The sequence below is a fragment of the Streptomyces poriferorum genome, from assembly GCF_019399235.1.
Classification (GTDB): domain Bacteria; phylum Actinomycetota; class Actinomycetes; order Streptomycetales; family Streptomycetaceae; genus Streptomyces; species Streptomyces poriferorum.
The window spans coordinates 1-5998 of record NZ_JAELVH010000424.1; the positions used below are offsets into that span (position 1 = coordinate 1).

The 5998-nt window shown below is 73.4% G+C and carries 6 protein-coding genes and 1 pseudogene; 2 read left to right on the forward strand and 5 right to left on the reverse strand.

The annotated features are described in order from the left end of the window. From JGS39_RS37510 to JGS39_RS37520, 3 genes and pseudogenes are all read right to left on the reverse strand, one after another. Positions 1–434: pseudogene (locus JGS39_RS37510) on the reverse strand (cellulose binding domain-containing protein); the annotation flags it as partial. A 128-nt stretch (positions 435–562) separates the two neighbouring features. Continuing rightward, a complete protein-coding gene (locus JGS39_RS37515; RefSeq protein ID WP_219574259.1) occupies positions 563–2014 on the reverse strand; it encodes a sensor histidine kinase in 1452 nt (483 codons plus the stop codon). Then, entirely contained in the window at positions 2011–2721 is a 711-nt protein-coding gene (locus JGS39_RS37520) for a response regulator transcription factor (RefSeq protein ID WP_219574260.1), read from the reverse strand. Before JGS39_RS37520 ends, JGS39_RS37515 begins: the two co-directional genes overlap by 4 nt. 89 nt (positions 2722–2810) lie before the next feature. Between JGS39_RS37520 and JGS39_RS37525 the strand changes: the two genes are divergently transcribed. Then, complete coding sequence (locus tag JGS39_RS37525) at positions 2811–3356, forward strand: hypothetical protein (RefSeq protein ID WP_219574261.1); 546 nt, start codon at positions 2811–2813, stop codon at positions 3354–3356. Positions 3357–3419: 63 nt separating this feature from the next. Here the strand turns inward: JGS39_RS37525 and JGS39_RS37530 are convergent, their stop codons facing one another. After that, positions 3420–4346 (reverse strand): spermidine synthase, encoded by a 927-nt coding sequence (locus JGS39_RS37530; protein ID WP_306070172.1) that lies wholly within the window; start codon positions 4344–4346, stop codon positions 3420–3422. A 98-nt stretch (positions 4347–4444) separates the two neighbouring features. After that, positions 4445–4915: a hypothetical protein gene (locus JGS39_RS37535; protein WP_219574262.1), complete on the reverse strand. Its 471-nt coding sequence runs from the start codon at positions 4913–4915 to the stop codon at positions 4445–4447. A 241-nt stretch (positions 4916–5156) separates the two neighbouring features. On the opposite strand from JGS39_RS37535, the gene JGS39_RS37540 reads away from it, so the two are divergent. After that, positions 5157–5998 (forward strand): NsdA family TPR-like regulatory protein (locus JGS39_RS37540; protein ID WP_505391881.1); only part of this gene is annotated, 842 nt, incomplete at its 3' end.

A 5998-nucleotide genomic window follows, 5' to 3' on the forward strand; every position in this document is an offset into this window, starting at 1 on the left:
GGGTGGGAGTCGCGGTCTCGGTGGGGCGGCCGCTCGGTTCCGGTGTCGCGCCGGTGTCGACGGAGCACGCGGTGTCGTCGATGAGGCAGCCGGTGGGGTCGGCGGCCGTGCCGTCGGAGCTGGTGACGAAGCCGATGGTCACGGACTTGCCCGCGGCGAGTTCCTTGTCCCAGCTCGCCGGCTTGACGGTGACGTGGCTGCCGCTGACGGTGTGCTCGCCGTTCCACAGGGAGCTGATCCTCGTGCCAGCCGGCAGGTCGAACTCGAGCGTCCAGCCGGACTTGGCCCGGTCGGTGTCGTTGGTGACGACGTACTGCCCGGTGTATCCACCGGTCCAGCCGCTGGTCCTCGTGTACGCGGCGCCTACGGCCGCCGCCTGCGCCGATCGCCTTGGTCCTGGTGCTCGCCTTGCGCCGGTGCGTGCTGGTGCCCATCGCGTTCCTGCCTCGTCGTACGGAAGTGGGGATGCGGGAGCACGCTAGCCGCACCGAATCCGACAAAAGGCATGATCCGGACCGGAGTTGATGTTCTTAGGGTTGGCTTAAGGAGCGCATCGGCCGCACTAAAGGTTCGGGCCCGCACCGGAGCGGAACCGCGGCTTTCCACCGCGTCCGCTCACGCCGCGCCGCGGCCGTCCCACCCGGTGGCCGCGCCCGCGCCGCTGCGGCCGCTGCCCGTCGAGCCCGATCCAGATGCGCACCTCCGTGCCGCCGAGCACGGAGCGCCCGATCCGCACGTCGCCGCCGGTGGACTCCGCGACCCGGCGGACTATGTCGAGGCCCAGCCCGGTCGAGCCCACCGCGCCCCGCGCTCCGCCACGCCCGCTGCCGCCGCGTGCCAGTGCGGCCTTCGGGTCCGCTATGCCGCCGCCGGCGTCCGAGACGAGCACGATCACCGCGTCACCGCTGTGGTGGACGTCGACGGCGAAGGCGGTGCCTTCCGCGGTGTGCCGGAAGACGTTGCCGAGCAACGCGTCCAGCGCGGCGGCCAGTTCGGGTCTGGCGACCGGGATGCGTACCGTGCGGTCGACTCCCGCGAGGCGCACCTCACGGCCCTCGTCCTCCGCGAGCGCGGACCAGAAGTCCATGCGTTCGCGGATCACCTCGGACGCGTCGCAGCCGGCCCCGGGCCCGCCGTTCTGTCCCTGGGCCTGAGGGCGCTGTTCCCGGGCGGTCCTGATGATCGTGTCGACCTCGCGCTCCAGCTGCTGGACGGCCGCCCTGGTCTGTTCGGCCGCCGGTCCCTCGCCGAGCGAGGCGGCGTTGAGCCGGAGCACGGTGAGCGGGGTGCGCAGGCGGTGCGAGAGGTCGGCGGCCAGTTCGCGCTCGTTGGCGAGGAGCTGGATGACCTGGTCGGCCATGGAGTTGAACGCGGCGGCGGCGGAACGCAGTTCGGTCGGCCCTTCCTCCGGCACCCGGGTGCCGAGCCGCCCCTCCCCCAGGTCCTGTGCGGCGCCGGCCAGGCGGCGGGCCGGTTCCACCATGCGTACGCCCAGCCGGTCGGCCACCGCGACCGAGCCGACGATCAGCGCGATGCCGACGCCGGCCAGCATCAGCCAGGCGGTGGCGACCCCGTTGGAGACCTCGTCCTCGGGCACGAACACCTCGACGACGGCGATGCCCCCGGAACCGAGCGCGGTCGGCTGGAGCAGCGCGGACCCGCCCCTCACCTCGGTGATGGAGGCGCGCCCCGACTCCCGTACCGTCTCCAGGTCCTTGCGGGTCGCTCGCCGGCTGCCGATCTCCACCGCCACGCCGCCGGCCTCGTCGGACGCCGGGATGTGGACGGCCATCCTGCCCGCGGCCCCGGGTTCGGTGGTGAGCACTGCCCTTTGGAGCTGGGCACGGTCGGTGGTGATGGAGAGCGAGGGGCCGATCGTCGCGGCCTGCCGTTCGGCGTCGGTGAACGCGCGGTCGCGGGCCATCTCCTTGACGACGAGGCCGAGCGGTACGGCGAACGCGACGACGACCATCGCGGTGACGGCCAGGCAGACCTTGACCAGGGCCCATCTCATGCGGGCTGCTCCGGGGGTGCGGCGGGCGGCTGGAGCTTCACGCCGACGCCCCGCAGGGTGTGCAGATAGCGGGGCCGGGCGGCGGTCTCGCCCAGTTTCCGGCGCAGCCAGGACAGGTGGACGTCGATGGTCTGGTCGTCCCCGTAGGACTGCTGCCAGACCTCCGCGAGGAGTTCCCTGCGCGGGACGACGACGCCCGGGCGGCCGGCCAGGAAGGTCAGCAGGTCGAACTCGCGCCGGGTGAGGTCGAGTTCCGTGCCGTCGAGTTGGGCCTGGCGGCGCAGCGGGTCGATGGAGAGCCCGCCGACCTGGATGACGCGCGGCGGCGGGGCCTCGCTGCCCGCCGCCCGTGAGCGGCGCAGCACGGCGGCCATCCGGGCCGAGAGGTGCTCCACGGAGAACGGCTTGGTCAGGTAGTCGTCGGCGCCGTCGTTGAGCAGCCGGACGATCTCGCTCTCGTCGTCGCGCGCGGTCGCGATGATGACCGGCACGTCGGTGATGCCGCGCAGCATCTTCAGCGCCTCGGCGCCGTCGAGATCGGGCAGCCCGAGATCGAGGATGACCACGTCGAACCGGAAGTGGGCGACCTCGCGCAGCGCTTCGAGCGCGGTACCGACGCTCCGCACCGTGTGGGAGGCCTCGGTCAGGTGCCGGATGAGGGCGGAACGTACGAACTGGTCGTCCTCGACCACGAGCACACTTGGCATGGGCGGCACCGTACGCCATCGGGCCCCGTGCGGTCCGCTCGGTGGCGGTAGTGGGGACAGGGCGGGGCCCGTGGTGCAGGATGTGCCGGATGCAACGAGGTCTCGTACACGCGCTCGCGTGGTCGCTCGCCACCGGCGCCGCGGTCACGCTGTCGTGGTGGGGTGTGCACACCGTGATGGCGGGCACGGCGTACGACCCGCCGCGCGCGGTGCCGATCGAGGCGGGCGCCCGGAGCGACCGGGACAGCACCGAGAACCTGTCGTCGTCCACGCACCGCCCGGAGCCGTCCCCGTCGAGGAGCCCGTCCGCCACCCGCCGGGCCACGGCCACCCCGAAGCCGTCCGTGACCGTGTCCCGGACGCCGTCACGCACCCCCGCCGGCACGCCGCGGCCGACGGCCACGGCGTCGGGTACGGCGAGGAGTTACCAGACGGACGGCGGGCGGATCGTCTTCGAGCTCGGCACGGACTCGGCGAAACTGGTGTCTGCGACTCCGGAGCAGGGCTGGTCGGTGCAGGTGTGGACGAACACGACCTGGATCCGGGTGAACTTCACCCGGGACGACGGCACGACGGTGTCGGTGTTCTGCACCTGGAACGACCATCCGCCGCAGGTCGAGATCGTGAAGTCGTGAAGTCGTGAAGTCGTGACGCCGCACGGGACAAGGGCCCCCGCCGTGCGGCCACCCGCTCCGCGGTCAGTCGAAGGCGGACGGCGGCGGCGCGGGTGAGGGCCGGGCGTCCGCGTCGTGCACGGCGGCCGCGCCGCCGGTGAAGTCGGCGAGCGCCCGCCCGTGTTCGACCCGGCCCGGATGCGGATCGGTCGCCACCCTGCGGGTCAGCTCCGCGGCCTTCGGTGCCACGTCCGAGGCGAGCAGCACCGCGTTGCCGAAGCGCCGGCCGCGGAAGACGGTCGGGTCGGCGGCGAGCGCCAGCTCGGGGAAGACGGTCGCGGCGGTGGCGATCTGGCCTCGGAGATGGGCCAGCGGCGGCCCGTCGGCGAGGTTGGCCGCATACGTCCCGCCGGGCTTCAGGACGCGGCGCACCTCGGCGAGGAACTCGGTGCTCGTGAGGTGGGCGGGCGTACGGGCCCCGCTGAAGACGTCGGCGATGACGAGGTCGGCCCAGCCGTCCTGGATCTTCCCGAGCCCGGCGCGGGCGTCGGTGGCGCGAACCCGGATCCTGGCCTGCGGGTCCAGCGGCAGCTCCCGGCGCACCAGCTGGACGAGGGCGGCGTCCACCTCGACGATCTGCTGGGTCGAGCGGGGGCGGGTCGCGGCGATGTAGCGGGCGAGGGTGAAGGCGCCGCCGCCGAGGTGCACGACGTGCAGCGGCTGTCCCGGCGGGGCGGCCAGGTCGATGATGTGCCCGATGCGGCGCTGGTACTCGAAGGAGAGGTACGTCGGGTCGTCCAGGTCCACGTGGGACTGCGGGGCACCGTCGATCGTCAGGGTCCAGGCACGCCGGCGTTCCCGGTCCGGGACGAGCTCGGCGAGGCCGCCGTCCACGGGTTCGGTGACGTTGCCCTCGGGGCGCTCGGAGCCGCGCGCCGCCTTCCGGTCGGTCCTGCGGTCCGCGCGCTGCTTGCGGTCTCCCGCACCGCCGGCCGCTCCTCGACGTGCCACTGCCCCTCGTCCCCGCTCACTGCTCATCACGTCCAAGGCCGGTCCTGACCGGCCGTGACGGGCTGATCAAGGCACCCGCCGTCCGGACCATTATGAGCTCAGCGGCAGTTGTCGGCCGCTTCGATCAGGCGGGCCGCCTGGTCGAGTGCGGCCCGCAGCACGGCCGGGTCGGTGACCGGGGTGTCGCTTGCGGGCGGCAGCAGCCAGCCACTGCCCGGGGCCGGCGGCTCGGCGGGGATGCGCAGCCCGCGGCCGTCGGTCCGCGTACAGGCGCTTCCCGGTACGTCCCAGGCCTGCGCGGTGCCGGGGGGCACCAGGAAGCCGAGCGTGGCGCACGCCCCGTCGTGGAGCACCGGCCCGACGGCCTCTTGATCGGCGCCGCGCCGCAGGATGTCGACGGCCTCCAGGCCCTGGCGGGCGGGGACCGTCACGAGGTCGCAGGGTTCGGGGGCCGGGGGCGTGCCGGGCCCCTCGGCAGGTGCCGTGGTGCCGGTCGTCGCCGTGGTGGCCACCGTCGTCGCGCTCGTCGCGGTCGTTCGCGAGCCGGTCGCCATTCCGAGGTGCAACAAGGGACCTCTCCTCTCATCGCCGGGCGGAGCCGGACTCCGTCTCCGCATGGACCAACGCGCCTACCGCGTCAAGGGCTACGGTGCGGCACCGCGCCAAAGGGTGGCAGTTCATGGCGGATCGTGGGCGAGATATCCGTTTTGTTGGGAAACGCAGCGTGTGGGTCTCGTCACAGCAGGTACGTTCTTGCTCCGCCGGGACACCGGAAACAGGCGCCCGGCTTGCACCAGAGAGGGCCCCGCAATGGTGTCGACACGGGCAGTTCCCAACACCGCCTTCCGACGGCTGCGCGGACAGCGCTCCGCCGGGGAGTTCGCTGCCGCGGTACGCAGGTCCGCTCGCGAGATCGGTGAGCAGGTCGCGTGCGACGCCCGGTACATCGGACGCGTGGAGTCCGGCGAGATCCGCTGTCCCAACTACGCGTACGAGCGGGTCTTCCTGCACATGTTCCCCGGGGCGAACCTGGCGGACCTGGGCTTCTCACCGCGCGAATCGGTACGCGGCCGGGGGGCCCGGACCGCCTCGGACACCGCTCGCCCCCCGACTTCCCCGCTGCTCGTGCTCGGCAGCGACACCGATGAGGAGAGCGACGTGCTGCGTCGCGCATTCATGACGAGCGGCACCACCGCGGTGGCGGCCGCCTCCCTGGGCCTGGGTCTCGGCGGCGCGGCCGCTGCCGCCGTGCCCGTGCAGCGCCGGGTCGGCGAAGCGGAGGTGGGTGCCGTCGAGAAGGCGGTGCGGCAGATCCGCCTGCTCGACGACCGGCACGGTGGTGACGGCCTCTACCGGCGGGCCGCGCAGCCCCTGCGGGCGGCGTACGCGCTGCTCGACTCCGGCACCGCGGCCCGTCGCTCCACCGCGGACCGGCTGCACGCGGGCGCCGGTGAGCTGGCCATCTCGGTGGGCTGGCTGGCCCATGACTCGGGCCGGTTCGAGGACGCCCGCTCGCACTACGCGGAGGCGCTGGCCACCGCACGGCTGGCCGGGGATGCGGCATTGGAGGCGCACGCGTTCTGCAACGCGTCGTTCCTGGCACGCGATACGGGCAGGCCGCGCGTACGGCCTCGCGCGGCCTGCCCGTATCG

Coding starts and splice junctions, on each gene's coding strand:
- JGS39_RS37515 (WP_219574259.1), bottom strand. CDS start 2,014: ATGAGATGGGCCCTGGTCAAGGTCTGCCTGGCCGTCACCGCGATGGTC.
- JGS39_RS37520 (WP_219574260.1), bottom strand. CDS start 2,721: ATGCCAAGTGTGCTCGTGGTCGAGGACGACCAGTTCGTACGTTCCGCC.
- JGS39_RS37525 (WP_219574261.1), top strand. CDS start 2,811: ATGCAACGAGGTCTCGTACACGCGCTCGCGTGGTCGCTCGCCACCGGC.